Source organism: Corynebacterium genitalium ATCC 33030 (genome assembly GCF_000143825.1).
In the GTDB taxonomy this organism is placed as follows: Bacteria; Actinomycetota; Actinomycetes; order Mycobacteriales; family Mycobacteriaceae; genus Corynebacterium; species Corynebacterium genitalium.
The window spans coordinates 1513547-1528180 of the sequence record NZ_CM000961.1 but is presented as its reverse complement, the minus strand read 5'-3'; the positions used below and the strand labels follow the sequence as shown (position 1 = coordinate 1528180).

The window sequence follows — 14634 nt, the reverse complement described above, 5'->3', positions numbered from 1 at the left end:
CCGTGGAAGACATCCGTTTCGACACCGTCAGCGTCACGTTCCCGGGTGGCACGCAGGGCCTGCGCGATGTGACCCTCGACATCGAAGCCGGCGAATTCCTCGCGCTCGTCGGCCCGTCCGGCTCGGGCAAGACGACGCTGTTGCGTGCCCTCGCAGGGTTCGTCGAGCCGAACTCCGGTTCCATCTACGTGGGCGGCAAGGACATGACCGGCATTCCGCCGGAGGACCGCCACATGGGCATGGTCTTCCAGCAGCACGCGGTGTGGCCCCATATGACTGTCGCCCAGAATGTGGAGTACCCGCTGGTGCGGGCGGGCGTCGATAAGCGTGAGCGCGCAAGCCGCGTCACCGACGCACTTGAACTGGTGGGACTCGACGGCCTCCAGGAACGCAAACCGGACGCCCTGTCCGGCGGCCAGCGTCAGCGCGTCTCGCTCGCTCGCGCCATTGTGGGCGATCCGCGCGTTTTGCTTCTAGACGAAGCCCTCTCCGCCCTCGACGAACCCTTACGCGACGTGCTGCGGCGTGAACTTGTGGCTCTGACTCGCACCCACGGACTGACCACGCTGCATGTCACGCACGACCGCGGCGAAGCCCTGGCCATGGCCGATCGCATCGCAGTGCTTGCCGACGCGCAACTTCAACAGGTCGCCACCCCCGATGAGCTCTACTCCGCACCCGCCACGGCCTGGGTCGCACAGTTCTTCTCCGACGCGACCGTGCTGCGCGCCCGCCGCAACGGATTCGAATACGTCAGCCAGGACCCGGCTATGAGCTTCCATACATCCAATCTGGTAACCGTCGGCGGCCGAATGGAGGATCTCGGCGAGGTCATCGACATCGCGGTCCTGCCAGCTGCCGTGCGCGTCGTCGACTCCTCCGACCCGTATGCCGCGCGCGGCACGATCGAATCCGCTCTGTTCGAGCTCGACGGGCACTCCGTCACCCTCGATGTCGACGGCACAACCTTCCGTGCCAAGGTCCGCGGCCGACGCCCGCGCATTGGCGAGACCGTCGGTGTGCGCACAGAACGTGTACTCGCCTACCCGGTGGATGACAGGACCGCCGCCGACGAGAGGACCGCACCGTGACCTTTTCTGCAAACCTCGCCCGCAGCCGCACCTCGCTCGTGTCAGCCGTTCTCGCAACGTCACTGGCGTTCCTGTCCTCCTGCGCCGAACCGCCCGCGGAGGGCGAACGCTCGCCAAACATGCGCAACGGCGTCACCACCATCACCCTGTACACCTCCGAGCCGGAAGCGAAGGCGGACATCGCCATCCGCGAGTTCGAGGAACTCAACCCCGACATCAAGGTGAAGATGTACCGCGCAGGAACCGGCGAGCTTGTCGCCCGCGTCGCCTCCGAGAAAGCCACCGGCGGGATCGAGGGCGACGTGCTGTGGTGCGCCGACGCCCCCACCTTCGAGGTGTACAAGCAGGAGGGCGACCTGGCGGAGTTGACCAATATCGACCTCACCGCGATCCTGCCGGAGGCGATCGACGACGACGGTTATTACGTAGGAACCCGCATGATGCCCACCATCATCGCCTACAACTCCAACCGGATCCCGGAGAACGAGGCTCCCACATCCTGGGGCGACCTGACCGACCCGAAGTACAAGGGCGAGATCGTGCTCGGCGACCCAGCAGTGTCCGGCGCCACCGCGTTCAATGCGGCGGTGTGGCTGCAGACTCCCGAACTCGGCGAAGACTGGGTGAACAAGCTGGGCGAAAACCGCCCGATGATTGCGCAGTCCGCTGGCCCTGTCGCAGAAGAGGTCGCTGCTGGCGGCCACCCTATCGGCATCGTCACTGATTACCGTGTGCGCGACTTGGCCGACGAGGGCTCCCCCATCAAGGCCGTTTATCCCGCCGACGGCGCCCCGTACATCACCCAGCCCGCGGCGGTCTTTGCGGCATCGCCGTCACGCGAGGCTGCCCAGCGGCTCGTGTCTTATCTTGTCTCCCGCCAAGGGCAGACCACCGCCGCGGAGCTGAACTACCTGCCGGTGCGCACCGACGTCGACAGTCCGCCAGGCGCGCCCACGCTGGAGGACATCGCTCTGCTCGAAGCCGACTTAACCAACATCACGCAGGAGAAGACGGACGCTGTCGCGTTCTTCCAGCGCGCAATGCGCTAGTTACGTGAAGTCCTTGCGCAGCGATTTCAGCGAGACCTCGCCGCGCGCGACAATGACAGACGGCCCCGTCATCGTCGCCTCGCCGTCATTGATCGCGATGGTGAGTGTGCCGCCCGGAACGTCAACGGTAATGGTGCCGTTCTCCACGCCGGCATCGGCAAGCGCTGCCCGCGCTGCGGCGACAGTGCCTGTGCCGCACGACCGGGTTTCGCCCACGCCGCGTTCCCACACGCGCATTCCCACCCGCATGTCGCCGTCGGCGGTTTCAGGGTCGGTGACGATCTCCACGTTCACGCCCTCGGGGAAGAACTCGTGGTCGAAGGCCGGCTGCTCAAAGGCCAGCTCCGCCAGCTGCACAGGTGTCAAACCCGGGATGACGGCAGCGAGGTGCGGGTTGCCCACATCCACGCCTAGTCCAGCGAATTCGAAGTCCCCCATGCGGCCTGTGGATACCCCGGTCACGCCGACGGGGCCCATCCCCACTTCCACGACTGCGTGCGTCGAGCCGTTCGGGTCCTCCCCCGTCAGGGAGTGGATGGTGATGTGCTTGACCCCGGCGCGGGTGTCCACGTCGAACTGGCGAGCCTGCTCCAAGCCTTGGGCGACGAGGACGTGGGCGAACACGCGGATGCCGTTTCCGCACATTTCCGCGATGGAGCCGTCGGCGTTACGGTAATCCATGAACCAGCGGTTGCCGTTCGCACCCTGCGCATCGTGAGCGTCCGAGCTCACTATGCGCAGGAATCCGTCGCCTCCTACGCCGGCACGCCGGTCGCACAGCGAGGCGACAAGGTCATCATCGAGGATGCCGAGTTGTTCTAGTTGGTCGTCGACGTCGATAAGCACCACGAAGTCGTTCTCTGTTCCGTGCGCCTTGATGAACAGCAGGGTGGACAGGTTCTCCGGTGCCTGGGTCGTCTGCGGCTGCGGGGTGTTCTCGTTCACGCCAGCGAGTCTAGCGCGGCGGTGAGGATCGCCTCGCGGCCCTTGTCGGCTGTGGAGGCGTCGAGCCAGGTGATGCGCTTGTCGCGATTGAACCAGGAACGTTGCCGGCGCACGTAGCGGCGGGTCCCCGTGACGGTCCGCTCCTGAGCTTCCTCGAGGGTGATCGCGCCGGCAAGGTAGCCGAGAACCTGCGAGTAGCCAATCGCGCGGCCGGCGGTGGACTCCGCGACCAGTCCCTCGGCTATCAAACCTCGGACCTCGTCGACGAACCCGGCAGCGAACATCAACTCGGTGCGCCTATCGATGCGCGGGTTGAGCCACTCCGCGTCCGTCCGCAACCCCAGAATCCGGGTGCCCCACCGCGGCGGCGCGTCTTTCGGCGGCTGCGAGGCTTGAAACGGCCTACCCGTCAGTTCAATGACCTCCAGCGCACGCACCGTTCGGCGCGGATCGTTGTCCTCAATGATGGCCGCGGCCTCTGGATCAACTTCAGCCAATTCTGCGTGGAGCGCGTGCACACCAACGTCTTCCAGCCGTTGCTCGTATTTATTGCGGACGGCGGGATCGGTCGGCGGGAACTGCCAGTCGTCGATCAGCGATTGGACGTACATCATCGAACCGCCGACGAGGATGGGGACCCTGCCCCGTGCAGCGATGGCCTCGACAACCTCGATCGCGCGTGCCTGATACTCGGCAACTGAGGCAGTCTGCGTGACATCCCAGATGTCCAGTAAGTGGTGCGGGATACCTTCACGTTTAGCCAGTGGCAGCTTCGCCGTGCCGATGTCCATGCCACGGTAGAGCTGCATGGAATCGACGTTGACCACTTCCCCACCGAGCTCATGCGCGAGCGCCAGCCCGAGATCAGATTTCCCGGACGCGGTGGGGCCGACGACAGAGATAGGCCTGATCATGCGTGAACCTCCCACGCCGCAAGGAAGCGCCCGACGCCGAGTGTGTCATCGCTTAGAAGCACGCTTTTCGACGCTTCCAGTTCCCCCAACTCTTCCCACAACCCCGGCTCTATCACTCCGGGCAGATCGGTGGGGAGTTCACCGGTGCCGTCAAGGAAGGCGGTCATGGCGTCGTGGGTGTCGGTGGCGCCGTCGATAAGCGCAAGGGGTGCGCGGGGAGTGAGTCCGGCGGAGCCATCGACGACCACCACGGTGAGCGCGTCGGGGTTGAGCGGCTGGATGTGCTCGCGGGAATCCCCAATGGTGCGGCCCGGCAGGATGTAGCGTGCGATGAGTTCCGGCAGGTAGTTGCCGCCTCCGACGTGCACATCAGCACCCCATGCGCGGAAGCTGCCAGTGTGCTCGGTGCGCCACCGCGGATCGCGCGAACCGACGATCTCAACCGGGCGGGTATCTCCCTCGGTCAGCTCGCGAGCTTTGGCTACGATCGCGCGCCCCGCCGCATCCTGCGGAGACAGCTCAGCGACTACCGCTGGGGACCCCGGAACGACAAGCAGATTGAAACCGCGCATGAACCTCACCCTATAGAAGAGTCCGTGTGAGCCGAACCGTTACATTGCGCTCCCCGTCGCGGTATTGTTTTGGGGCATAACGGCAGCCGCGACGCGCGGCACAGGATGAAAGGACGGCCCACTATGACGCAGCCCCCCACCCCTGAGAACAACCGGCCCTCGCCGGTTCCCTCCCCCGGCGCAATGCCTTCTCGGGCACCGAAGCCCGGCCCGCGCCCTGGTGCACGTCCCGCTGCTCCCGCTGGTGCCCCGTCCACGCCGAGCCCTGTGCCCGCTTCTGCCGCTGACACCGCGAAGGCCGCTGAGTTCGGTCGCGTGGATGAAGACGGCACTGTCTACGTCATCCGCGGCGGTGCTGAACGCGCCGTCGGTTCTTGGCAGGCTGGCAGCCCCGAGGAGGGCCTAAAGCACTTTGCCCAGCGCTTCGCTGATCTGTCCACGGAGGTCGGCGTGCTGGAAAACCGCCTGCGCACCCGCCCGGAAGACGCGAACTCGGTGCGCACCCAGGCGCAGCAGCTCATCGGCTCCCTCGATGAGCAGGCTGTCGTCGGTGACTTGGACGCGATTGAAACACGTTTGAAAACCCTCCTGGAGGAGGCCGACACCGCCGGCGAGAAGGCTAAAGAAGCCAAAGAGGCTCGCCGCGCCGAGGCTATTCAGCGCAAGGAAGCCCTCGCCGCGGAGGCCGAAGACTTGGCCGAGAACTCCACTGAGTGGAAGGCAGCCGGCGACCGTATCCGCGACATCCTCGAGGAATGGAAGACCGTCCGCGGCATCGACCGCAAAACCGATGACGGGCTGTGGAAGCGCTACTCCAAGGCCCGCGATTCCTTCAACCGCCGCCGCGGGGCCCACTTCGCCGAACTTGACCGCGGCCGCGCCGCCGCGAAGGCGAAGAAGGAGGAGCTCATCGCGCGCGCCGAGAAGCTCAAGGACTCCACCGACTGGAACGACACCGCCCGCGCCTACCGCGACTTAATGACGGAATGGAAAGCCGCCGGCCGCGCCCCGCGCGACGTCGACGACAAGCTGTGGAACCGCTTCCGCGCCGCTCAGGACCACTTCTTCGCGGCCCGCAACGCCGTCAATGACGAGCGCGACCGCGAGTACGAAGCCAACGCGCAGGCCAAGGATGCACTCATCGCTGAGTACGACTCACTGATTGACCCGGAGAAGGGCCTCGGCGCCGCCAAGTCCAAACTGCGTGAGCTGCAGGAGAAATGGGACGCGATCGGTTACGTCCCGCGCAATAAGATGCGCGAATACGAGGACAAGATCGGCGACATCGAGCAGCGCGTGTCCGACGCCGAGGAAGCCCAGTGGCGCAAGTCCAACCCGGTCCAGCAGGACAAGGCCAACCAGTTCCAGGTCAAGGCGGACGATTTCCGCGCCAAGGCCGACGCCGCCGAAGCCAAGGGCAATGCAAAGCAGGCCGCGGAGCTGCGCGGGCAGGCGGAGCAGTGGCAGGAGTTCGCTGATGTCGCCGCGAAGGCGTTGAACGACTAGCTTGCTCACTCCCCTCATCTACGCCCACGGCGGCCGCGACTCCGGCGACGTCGTGGGCGCGTATGTGTTCTCAGCGACCCTCGCCATCCAGGACATCACCGGCAGCCCCTACTCCGGCGTGAGCGCCGCCCACATGGCGAAGCGCCTCGAGGGCTCCGCGGAGTCCGAGGCTTTTTTGTTCGCGCTAACTGACCTGCAGGCACCGCGTCCGCTCGGCCCGCTCGGATATCCGGAGGTGCATGTCGACGATCTCGCCGACATCGCCGCGTGGGTCTTCATCTCCCTGCCCCTACTCGAGGACACACGCGTGATCGAAGCGACCGTCACTCTCGACGCCGCCGTCGCGCCCGTCCCCGGGTCCGGAGAGCCCGTTCCGCGTGAGCCGTGGGTCGCCGCCCTTTCGCTTATCGACGCCCTTTCCGCCTCCTTCGACCGCCCCATCCGGCAAGTGTGGGTCACGCACTCGGGCGAGCCTCTAGTTGAACCCGAACTGAGTCTCACCAGTCACGGATATTCAGCTGCGTACCACGAGGCGCAGGCGACGTTCTCGCTGGGCGCGGTTGCGGCGGAGGCAGCAGGCCCGGGCATCTCCGTTGTCCGCAACATGGGCTTCAACCCTGATGACCTACCATCGCTGCGGGCATTGTTGTCCGGTTCTTCGCGGGATTATCCGCGCGGTGACCTCATCCTCGACTCGATCAATTGGACTGAGCAGCGTCTCCGTGACGCGAGCGCCCGCTTGATGGACCGGGGCGGGACCCAACTCACCGCGGTCGCCCACGCCCCTGATGGCAAAGTGATCGGGATGGCAGAAGCCGTCCACTACGATGTCGACGACGACCGACTCATGGAGCTCGGGCTCATCTACGTGCTTCCCGAGTATCGGGGCCAGGGCGCCGCAAAGCGGATGCTTGAAAATCTCCTCGCCGCCGCGAAGACTGAATGGCCGAAGGTCGAGACAGCGTATGCCTCCTACCCCGCCGAGAGCGAACCTGCTGCACGGCTTCTCCGGCCGTTGTCGCCCGAAATCATCTCGTATGCGACCGCGTGGCAGAAGCACGTGCGGAAAAGTTGACAAACTGGATTCTTGTTTACCCACCCTCAGCCCTCTGACCTGCACGAACTTTCAAAGCGCGGATCGGGTCTGTCAACTTTTCCGCAGACCTCTTTCCTAGGCGAGGGAATTGCTCCTCAGACAGCGCAGCGGCGAATAGGTACGTTGGTGAGCGGAACAATCCCGTGATCATTGAAGGTGATGGCTAGTGGGTAAGCGATTTTCGTCGATAAGCAAACTTGTAGGCAGCAACCCGGGCAAAACAGTGGCTGGCGCTGTGGCGGCCGCGGCCGCGGGCCTTGCTGCGAACGATTTGATCCAGCCGAAAAACAACATTCTGCGCAATTACCCTGTGCTGGGGCACGCGCGCTACCTGGCAAAGGAGATCCGCCCGGAGATCCATCAGTACTTCATCGAGGGCGAAGCCGACGGCAAACCGTTCGACGCGCAAACCCGTGAAGTGATCAACCAGCGCGCCGACGGCACCGATGGGGAACGGTCCTTCGGCACCGAGAGGGAAGTGTCGCAGGCGGGTTATGAGTACCTTGTGCACTCGGTGGTCCCGGCGGAGGTGCCGGAGGACCCGCCGCGGGTGAACATCGGTGGTGCGGAGTGCTCGCAACCATACGACATGGCGCTGATGAACATCTCTGGCATGTCCTTCGGCGCACTGTCCGCCAATGCCATCCGCGCGCTGAACAAGGGTGCTGAGCTCGGCGGATTCGCCCATAACACCGGCGAAGGTGGCCTGAGCAAATACCACCTGGAGAACAACGGTGACATCGTGTGGCAGCTGGGCACCGGCTACTTCGGCTGCCGCACCGAAGACGGCGGCTTCGACGAGGCGAAGTTCAAGGACATCGCGCAGATCGACCAGGTGAAGATGATCGAGCTGAAGCTGTCGCAGGGTGCCAAACCCGGCCTCGGCGGCATGCTGCCCGGCCCGAAAGTGACCGAGGAGATCGCCCGCGTGCGCGACATCCCCGTCGGCGAGGACTGCCTCTCCCCCAGCCGCCACCGTGTCTTTTCTACCCCGGTCGAGCTGATCGAGTTCATCGCCCACATCCGGGAGGTCTCCGGCGGCAAGCCGATCGGCTTCAAGATGTGCGTCGGCTCCATGATCGACGTGCTGTCAATCTGCAAAGCAATTGAGCAGGTGGGGACCGCGCCAGACTTCATCACTATCGATGGCGCGGAAGGCGGTACCGCCGCCGCCCCGCTCGAGTTCGAGGACCACATGGGGCTCCCGCTGACCGAGGGCTTGCAGATGATGCACAATGCGCTCGTCGGCACGAACCTGCGCGACAAGGTCAAGCTCGGGGCATCCGGCAAGGTGGCGGCGTCGAATGACATTGTGAAGCGCCTCATCCAGGGCGCTGACTACACCAACTCCGCCCGCGCAATGATGATGGCCGTCGGCTGCATCCAAGCCCAGAAGTGCCAGACCGGCAAGTGCCCCTCCGGCGTGGCCACCCAGAGCAACTGGCGCCAGCGCGCCATCGACGTCGACCTCAAAGCCCAACGCGTGCAGCGTTTCCAGCAGGCTACCGTGCGCCAAGCCACCACCATGATGGCGGCGTGCGGCGCATCCCACCCGGACGACCTCACCCCAGCGATGCTGCGCAAAGTCATCGAGCCAGGTGTCACGCTTTCCTACGAGGCACTGTTCGACTGGCTCGAGCCCGGGCAATTGCTTGACGACGCCCCCTCTCAATGGTCCGAAGCCTGGCGCCACGCCTCACCCGACGAGTTCCGACTGCCTGTGAAGACGCAGCACAGGTAGCCGCCGGGAGGAGCACTCTTTCCGTTAGGCGTTGCCATCTCCACCACCTTGTTCGCGCAGCGCCTGGCGCCATTCGGCGTGAGCAGACTCGTGGGCATCACGATCGTTGTTAATCAGGTACAGCACGATCGATGCAGCTACGGAGGTAAGGAACAAAGCGTAATAGCCGGAGCTGTAACAGTTCTCGGCCCCGGAAGCGCAGCCGTCAGCTGCCCGCACGAAAGTCCCCAGAACCCAGAACCATTGGCCCAGGCAGGCAAGTAACCAGGCCCAGTACACCGCGTTTCCGGCGCGGTTGCTCATGACAATCCACGCGCCAAGCACGACGACTCCGAGCGTGGCGAGCACGAGGAACACCCACTCTGTGTCAAAACCAAGGAACTGCCCGGTGGTGATCAAGATGCTCAGAAACTTCCAGCCGCTCATCTGGTCCAACGAAGGTGTAAACATGAAGACCACGAATGCACCAGTACACCCCAGCATCAGCCACCTCTTCCACCCGACGTCCCGGCGCGAGACACGTTCGTACGGCGGCGGGACGGTAAGCATTCCATTGTAGTTTCGGATCCATAGCCGCCGTACGAGCTCGTAGAACTCGTTGCCGTTCGCACGAGTCGCCCATTCGTGTCCCTTCCACACGCCTCTCAGCATCACAGCCATCGCCAGCGTGATAAGTGGGAGAAGGTAGTAAGCAACGTGGAACTCATGGGTACCGACAGAGGCGGAGCCGGCAACCGTTTCAACTGCACGAAACACTGCCCCACAACACCACAAGGCAACGGATGCGAAGCACAGGACTGCTGCCAGGACGATGAGCGCGTAGAGCGCCAGGTACATAGACACGATTGCCACCACCATCATGGCGACGAATCCGAGTACTACAGACACAGCCTCGAAGACATTCGCAGGAGGGGATCCCATGTCTTTCGAGCTTGCATAGGAGCTTCCCAGCCAACCGTAGTTGTCGATGTATGGCAGCATGAAGGCGATCATGAACGTCATGGCCAGTCCAAACAGCGGCGTGCGAACCATGTTGCCCATGTACATCCGCGTCCACGGCCGCAGCTTTCCGGGGGGTTCCAACCCGTTCGGGGTAACACGGTACTCCGGGTGGTGATCGGTACCGCCGCCGTACGTTGGTCTCTTCTGCATGAGCTACCGCCCCTTTTCCCGGTTTCCCGCACGAACACTGTTAGTTCAATGTGACGAAAGCGGGGCAAAGTTCCCACCGCAGCGGCACGACAATCCATCGCTACAGAGCGACAGGTTCGCTCGGGGCTCGAATGCTAAGCGAGCCGCCCCTTACCGCAAGTAGATGTTGAACCTCGCCATCGTTTCGTGTCGTTGTGCCTGGCGCCACTGGGCGTTCGCAGACTCGTGGGCATCGCGGTCGTTGTTGATCAGATACAGAACAATCGACGCAGCGATAGATGTGAAGAATAGCCAGTAGTACCCGTAGTCGTAACAGCTCCCTGTTCCGCCGGTACAGCCTTCCTTCTCCTGTATGACAAGGCCGAACATCCACCACCACTGAGCTGAGCAGGACAACAACCACGCCCAGTAAACGGCATTGCCGGCACGGTTGCTCAGAACCACCCACATGCCAAAACCAACGACTCCAACGATGGCAAGTACGAGGAATATCAGCTCGATTCCGGTACTGCTAATGGGCTGGTTATCGCCCACGACGGAAAAGACATCAAACGTGTTCAAGCCATCTACCACCGGTGCGGACAGCAAGAAAACGAACGCGCCCACACATCCGAGAAGCAGCCATCGCTTGCCGCCGACCTCACGACGCGGGACCCGTTCGAAAGGCCGTTTAATTTCGGCCACCTTGTAGTACCGGCGGTCCCACGCATAGCGGTTTCGCTCGTATAACTGGTTGCCGTTCGGACGGGTGGCCCATTCGCATCCCTTCCACACGCTGCCGAGCATCAGTGTGAGGCTCGCCGTCAGCACGGGCAGCAGGAAGTAACCAATGTGCACCTGGTTGGCTGCCGCAGAAGATGGGTTACTCATCGACTCGGCGAATCGCTGCAATGCGCCGATGCACCAGCATGCAGTGGAAACAGCACACGTCAGTGTCGTTGTGACGATGAGGAAGTAGAACCGAAAATTCGCTGCGACAAGCATCACGAGCAAAATGCCGAGGAGACCCGCCCAGAAGGAGACCGTCTCCGCTAGATTCGCGGCCGCAGGCTCCGACGGCGCACCACCGTAGGTCAAACCCAACCACCCAGAATTACCGACGTAGGGCAATCCCGCAGCAAAGCAGTACATGAACGCTAGGCCCATGGGTGGGTGCAACACCATGTTGCCCATGTACAACATGGTCCACGGCTTCAGCTTGCCCGGAGGCTCCAACCCGTTCGGGGTAATGCGGTACTCCGGATGGGTGTCGGTACCGCCACCGTATGTCGGCTTCTCTAACCTTCTTCGCTGCTCGTTCACGCTGCACTCCGTCCATTCACACTCTGGAAGTGGAATGCTGCGTCAGTATGAAAAGTTCCTGATGCTGCGGTGGTTGTACCGATCCCGGGCGGTGAGCCTATGCTCTGCGTACTGCGTCCCGCCCCTATTTAGTCGTGCGCGTACCCGGTTTGACGGTGGCGCTGGGCTGCCCGCTGGCGGCGGTCGTCGACAATGGAGCCCGCGCCGTCTGTGCGCCGCACGGCCTGCGTCGCCGCATCCGTCTGCAGATCAGCGACGGGGTTGAACTCCGTCTGCTCGCGCCGCTGCTCCTCCAGGCGTTTTTGCTCGGGGGTGCGGCGCATCCAGGCGACCGACAGCACCGGAATAGCCACGATGACCGCGAGGATTGCCACGTAAATACCGGCCCCAGATGTCACCCCCGCGGCGGCTGCCGAGCTGGTCTGGCGCAGCCACAAGCCCAGCAGCGCCATGACTAACGCGACGCAACCGGCCATCCACGCCAGCAAGGCTAACGACGTGCGCCGCAGGATCACCGTCAACAGCGTGAATACCACCAGGCACAGAAACGACAAGAGAGTGAATAGCCGCTCCGTGACCGCGATCGACATGCCGTCCGCCTCGGTGAACGTGAGCATCTGAAGGCCCGTGGTGTCGCCAGCGAAGGGTAGGAACAGAGACACCACGTAAACAACGATCGCACCGACCAGTAGCCATTGGTGCCAGCCTAGATCGAGGGTGTCAGCGGAGTGCTTCTCCTGCTGGGCGAGTTCGGTCTGCGTCGGGTTGCTCATGATCCTCCTATCCGCAGCTCCCGCATGCCCCGCCCGCGCCGGCCGCGCCAGCTGCAGCGGGCGCAGCTACCGGCGCACCGATCTTCGGCATGCCTAACCCCACCCCGACAGGCGCGGTCGTAGGCACCTGGCCGGCTTCGGAGTTGTCGCCGGCCAGCGTGCGGCGGTGCGCCGTAACGCCCGAATCCGCGATGAGGTAGAAGGGACGGGCATCGGTGATGGTGACGTGGACGATGTCGCCGGGGCGGACGGCGTCGATAAGCGAACCGGCGTCGAAGTGCACCAACCGTCCGTCACGTGCGCGCCCGGACAGCCGCGTGCTCTGCGCGCGGTCCGCCTTCTTCTCGTTCGTCTCCTGGACGAGCAGCTCCTGGGAGGTGCCGATGAGCTTCAGGTTCTCTTCGTAACTGATCCGCTCCTGCAGGGCGAGCAGGCGCTCGAAACGCTCCTGGACGACCTCTTTGGGAACCTGGCCGTCCATTTCCGCGGCGGGCGTGCCGGGGCGCGGCGAGTACTGGAACGTGTACGCAGACGTAAACCGCGCCTTTTCGACGACGTTGAGCGTCGCTTGGAAATCCTCCTCCGTCTCACCCGGGAAACCCACGATGATGTCCGTGGTGATGGACGCGTGCGGCAGCTTCGCGCGGACCTCGTCGAGAATGCCGAGGAACTTCTTCGAACGGTACGATCGGCGCATATCCTTGAGCACCTTGTCGGACCCGGATTGCAAAGGCATGTGCAGCTGCGGGCAGATGTTCGGTGTCTCGGCCATTGCGTCGATGACATCGGAGGTGAATTCCGCCGGGTGCGGGGAGGTGAAGCGCAGCCGCTCCAGGCCCTCGATCTCGCCGCACGCGCGCGGGAGCTTCGAAAACGCCGAGCGGTCGCGCGGCATGTCCGGGTCGACGAAGTTCACGCCGTACGCGTTGACGTTCTGGCCCAGGAGAGTCACCTCGGACACACCCTGGTCCACGAGCGCCTGCACTTCAGCGAGGATGTCGCCCGGGCGGCGGTCCTGTTCCTTGCCGCGCAACGACGGCACGATGCAGAACGTGCACGTGTTGTTGCACCCCACCGACACGCTCACCCAGCCGGCGTAGGAGGACTCTCGCTTCGCCGGCAGCACCGACGGGAAAACTTCGAGGGATTCGACGACCTCGACCTGCGCCTCCTCCTCAACACGGGCGCGGTCAAGCAGTGCCGGCAACGCCGACATGTTGTGCGTGCCAAACACCGCGTCAACCCACGGCGCCTTCTCCACCACCGTGTCGCGGTCCTTCTGCGCGAGGCAGCCGCCGACCGCGATCTGCATGCCCGGGTGGTGCCGCTTCTTGTCGCGCAGCGCACCCAGCGTGCCGTAAAGGCGCTTGTCAGCGTTTTCGCGGACGGCGCAGGTGTTGAAGACGATCAGGTCGGCGTCGTCGTCAGTCGCCGCGACGTATCCAGCGTCTTCCAGCAGGCCGGACAGCCGCTCGGAATCGTGCACGTTCATCTGGCAGCCGAACGTGCGCACCTCGTAGGTGCGGGGGTGCTGGCTGGTTCCGTTTGCAGTGCTCGTCGCTAGTGTCACGGTGACACAGTGTATTCCGCGCACCGAGAGAGTCCTAACCGCGTAACGTTGGTCCCATGCGCTCGATCCACCTTGCTGCCGCGCTCGTCTCGGTTCTCGGAGTCAGTGGACTCAGTGCGTGCGGTTCGCCGGATGATCAGGATCTTCTGGCCCAGATCGAATCCGGCCGCGTCGATGTGGGCTCCGCGTTCACAAATCCCGGTCTGAGCATGATGCGTGACGACGGCTCCCCCGCCGGCCTCGACATCGACATCGCCACCTACGTGATCAACTCGATCGCCGACGACAACGGGTGGGACCACCCCGAGATCGAATGGCGCGAGACCCCGCCCGGCCAACGTGCGTCACTGCTGGACAACGGGTACGTGGACATGGTCGCCTCGAACTATTCCATCGACGCCAAGCGCACTAAAGAAGTTTCTTTCGCTGGGCCGTACCTGCTGACCCACCAGGCGCTACTCACGGTGGACGGGTCTGACATCACGGGGCTGGAGTCGCTCGACGGCAAGAACCTGTGCTTTGTCACCGGCACGACGGCCGCGAAAACACTGCGCGAGGACATTCCGGGCGTGGTCCTTGCCGAATACGACAGCTACACCGCGTGCCTCGACGCTCTGCGCGCCGGGGCGGTCGACGCCCTGTCCACCGACGCGGCGATTCTCTCCGGGTTCTCCGCGCACGAGCCAGGGGTGTTCCAGCTCGTCCCATTGGAGCGCGATGGCGCACCGCTTAACGACGAGCACTACGGCCTCGGCCTCCCCCGCGACAATGATGCCAGCGTCTCAGCCGTCAATGAGGCGCTGGAGAAAATGCACGACGACGGTTCCTTCGACCGCTTCGTCGACGAGCACCTCGCCTCCGATGCCGCCGTGCAGGCGGACACCCCGGGCGACATGTCCTTCCTGAACTAGCGCTGCCATCGT

Annotated in this window: 13 protein-coding genes; 6 read left to right on the top strand and 7 right to left on the bottom strand. The window is 63.9% G+C overall.

The window, feature by feature from the left end; genetic code table 11:
* The first annotated feature begins 2 nt into the window (after positions 1 to 2).
* Together HMPREF0291_RS07175 and HMPREF0291_RS07170 are read left to right on the top strand one after the other, a co-directional pair.
* Positions 3 to 1091, top strand: coding sequence for an ABC transporter ATP-binding protein (locus tag HMPREF0291_RS07175; protein ID WP_005289817.1), 1089 nt, complete (start codon positions 3 to 5; stop codon positions 1089 to 1091).
* Positions 1088 to 2140, top strand: coding sequence for an ABC transporter substrate-binding protein (locus HMPREF0291_RS07170; protein WP_005289814.1), 1053 nt, complete (start codon positions 1088 to 1090; stop codon positions 2138 to 2140). The genes HMPREF0291_RS07175 and HMPREF0291_RS07170 overlap by 4 nt, the downstream gene beginning before the upstream one ends.
* Here the strand turns inward: HMPREF0291_RS07170 and dapF are convergent, their stop codons facing one another.
* The 3 genes from dapF to HMPREF0291_RS07155 are packed head-to-tail and all read right to left on the bottom strand — an operon-like array spanning position 2141 to position 4571.
* Positions 2141 to 3085, bottom strand: coding sequence for a diaminopimelate epimerase (dapF, locus tag HMPREF0291_RS07165; protein WP_005289812.1), 945 nt, complete (start codon positions 3083 to 3085; stop codon positions 2141 to 2143).
* The gene (gene miaA / locus HMPREF0291_RS07160; RefSeq protein ID WP_005289811.1) at positions 3082 to 3999 is read right to left on the bottom strand and encodes a tRNA (adenosine(37)-N6)-dimethylallyltransferase MiaA; all 918 of its coding nucleotides are present in this window, start codon (positions 3997 to 3999) and stop codon (positions 3082 to 3084) included. The genes dapF and miaA overlap by 4 nt, the downstream gene beginning before the upstream one ends.
* Positions 3996 to 4571: a hypothetical protein gene (locus HMPREF0291_RS07155; RefSeq protein WP_005289809.1), complete on the bottom strand. Its 576-nt coding sequence runs from the start codon at positions 4569 to 4571 to the stop codon at positions 3996 to 3998. The genes miaA and HMPREF0291_RS07155 overlap by 4 nt, the downstream gene beginning before the upstream one ends.
* A gap of 183 nt (positions 4572 to 4754) precedes the next feature.
* Here HMPREF0291_RS07155 and HMPREF0291_RS07150 point away from each other — a divergent pair, with 183 nt between their 5' ends.
* From HMPREF0291_RS07150 to HMPREF0291_RS07140, 3 genes are all read left to right on the top strand, one after another.
* Complete coding sequence (locus HMPREF0291_RS07150) at positions 4755 to 6077, top strand: DUF349 domain-containing protein (RefSeq protein ID WP_040424388.1); 1323 nt, start codon at positions 4755 to 4757, stop codon at positions 6075 to 6077.
* A gap of 1 nt (position 6078) precedes the next feature.
* The gene (locus HMPREF0291_RS07145) at positions 6079 to 7152 is read left to right on the top strand and encodes a GNAT family N-acetyltransferase (protein WP_005289805.1); all 1074 of its coding nucleotides are present in this window, start codon (positions 6079 to 6081) and stop codon (positions 7150 to 7152) included.
* Positions 7153 to 7339: 187 nt separating this feature from the next.
* The gene (locus HMPREF0291_RS07140) at positions 7340 to 8914 is read left to right on the top strand and encodes an FMN-binding glutamate synthase family protein (protein WP_005289803.1); all 1575 of its coding nucleotides are present in this window, start codon (positions 7340 to 7342) and stop codon (positions 8912 to 8914) included.
* Positions 8915 to 8938: 24 nt separating this feature from the next.
* On the opposite strand, the gene HMPREF0291_RS07135 is transcribed toward HMPREF0291_RS07140, so the two are convergent.
* The 4 genes from HMPREF0291_RS07135 to miaB form a co-directional block, all read right to left on the bottom strand.
* On the bottom strand, positions 8939 to 10066 hold the full coding sequence (locus HMPREF0291_RS07135) for a hypothetical protein (protein ID WP_005289801.1): 1128 nt from the start codon (positions 10064 to 10066) through the stop codon (positions 8939 to 8941).
* A gap of 150 nt (positions 10067 to 10216) precedes the next feature.
* Positions 10217 to 11368 (bottom strand): hypothetical protein, encoded by a 1152-nt coding sequence (locus tag HMPREF0291_RS07130; RefSeq protein ID WP_005289799.1) that lies wholly within the window; start codon positions 11366 to 11368, stop codon positions 10217 to 10219.
* A 128-nt stretch (positions 11369 to 11496) separates the two neighbouring features.
* A complete protein-coding gene (locus tag HMPREF0291_RS07125; protein ID WP_005289797.1) occupies positions 11497 to 12141 on the bottom strand; it encodes an Rv2732c family membrane protein in 645 nt (214 codons plus the stop codon).
* A gap of 7 nt (positions 12142 to 12148) precedes the next feature.
* Positions 12149 to 13735 (bottom strand): tRNA (N6-isopentenyl adenosine(37)-C2)-methylthiotransferase MiaB, encoded by a 1587-nt coding sequence (miaB, locus tag HMPREF0291_RS07120; protein WP_156774827.1) that lies wholly within the window; start codon positions 13733 to 13735, stop codon positions 12149 to 12151.
* 32 nt (positions 13736 to 13767) lie between these two features.
* Between miaB and HMPREF0291_RS07115 the strand changes: the two genes are divergently transcribed.
* Complete coding sequence (locus tag HMPREF0291_RS07115) at positions 13768 to 14622, top strand: glutamate ABC transporter substrate-binding protein (RefSeq protein WP_005289793.1); 855 nt, start codon at positions 13768 to 13770, stop codon at positions 14620 to 14622.
* Positions 14623 to 14634 lie beyond the last annotated feature (12 nt).

Bases quoted from the DNA above. Each gene is read 5' to 3' on its own strand.
- HMPREF0291_RS07150 (WP_040424388.1), top strand. From the start codon at position 4,755: ATGCCTTCTCGGGCACCGAAGCCCGGCCCGCGCCCTGGTGCACGTCCC.
- HMPREF0291_RS07125 (WP_005289797.1), bottom strand. From the start codon at position 12,141: ATGAGCAACCCGACGCAGACCGAACTCGCCCAGCAGGAGAAGCACTCC.
- HMPREF0291_RS07115 (WP_005289793.1), top strand. From the start codon at position 13,768: ATGCGCTCGATCCACCTTGCTGCCGCGCTCGTCTCGGTTCTCGGAGTC.
- HMPREF0291_RS07155 (WP_005289809.1), bottom strand. From the start codon at position 4,571: ATGCGCGGTTTCAATCTGCTTGTCGTTCCGGGGTCCCCAGCGGTAGTC.
- HMPREF0291_RS07135 (WP_005289801.1), bottom strand. From the start codon at position 10,066: ATGCAGAAGAGACCAACGTACGGCGGCGGTACCGATCACCACCCGGAG.
- miaA (WP_005289811.1), bottom strand. From the start codon at position 3,999: ATGATCAGGCCTATCTCTGTCGTCGGCCCCACCGCGTCCGGGAAATCT.